Consider the following 1,050-nt stretch of genomic DNA (forward strand, 5'->3'; position numbering starts at 1 on the left):
GTGATCGCCATGCCGTTTGCCGGTCGGTGCGCGGCGCTGCAGCGGTGCTGCTTTGGATTCTTGCCGACCCGTCGGCAAGCTCCAGGCGGTGGCCGGGGCCACCGGGCGCCGGCTGCGCGGGGCGATCAGCGCGTGCGCCGTGGAGGCAGCGCGGGCCTACTTTGCCCACAGCCGTTTCGGCGGCGGTTGGCCAGGCGGGTGGCATGATCAGCCCAAGATGACTTCCCCCAAAGTTCGCCAAGGGCGACAAGGTGCTTCTTCATGAGAGCGTTTCATCGCTTCCATCGACATCTTGGCGTAGACGCCGACCAGCCGGGCGGTAAGTCGGCGGTGATGCTGGCTTTCGCGGCCGGAACCTCGATCGCGCTTGTGAAGACGCTGGCAGCGGTCTTAACCGGGTCCGCGTCCATGACGGCCGAGGCTGTGCACTCTTGGGTCGATGCCCTTACCGACAGCTTCCTCGTCGCCGCTTATCTCGCGGCCCGGCGCCCGGCCGACGTGCTTCATCGGCTCGGCTATGGACGGGAGTCGTACGTGTGGTCGATGTTCGGCTCGATCGCCATGCTCGCCCTGGGCGCGCAAGTCGGGATATGGCGAGGCGTCCGCCAACTCAGCATGGCCGACGCGACGACCGACTACCGGTTCGGTTACGCCGTCATCCTCGGATCGTTCGCGCTCCAAAGCATCTCGACCTTTCAGGCGCTTCGGTTCCTGAGCCGACGTGCGGCAGATCGTCAGCTGAGCGCAGTCAAACATGTGTTCGAGACGTCCGACTCTCAGTTGCGGACGGTGGTGACGCAGGATCTTCTCGCGCTGGTCGGGCTTGCCGTCGCGGGGCTGGGGATGCTGCTGCACGACATCACCGGCAATGTGTTGTACGACGCAGGAGGCTCCATAGTCGTGGGCCTGCTGATGGGGACCGCCGGGGTCTTTCTGGTCAACTTGAACCGCCGCTACCTGGCCGGGATGCCGCTGCCAGCCGATCGGCGGGCGATGGCAATCGAGCTGTTGAAGCAGGCGCCCGACGTCAAGAGAGTTACCCTCCTGTTC

The 1,050-nt window shown here is 65.5% G+C and carries 1 protein-coding gene; it reads left to right on the forward strand.

Features of this window, described 5'->3' with window-relative positions; all coding sequences use genetic code 11:
* Nucleotides 1-261: 261 nt before the first annotated feature.
* Nucleotides 262-1,050, forward strand: a 789-nt coding sequence (locus AC1DTN_RS37300; RefSeq protein ID WP_477925119.1) for a cation diffusion facilitator family transporter, incomplete at its 3' end; no start/stop codon positions are given.

The organism is Rhizobium sp. 01T444, from assembly GCF_056398305.1.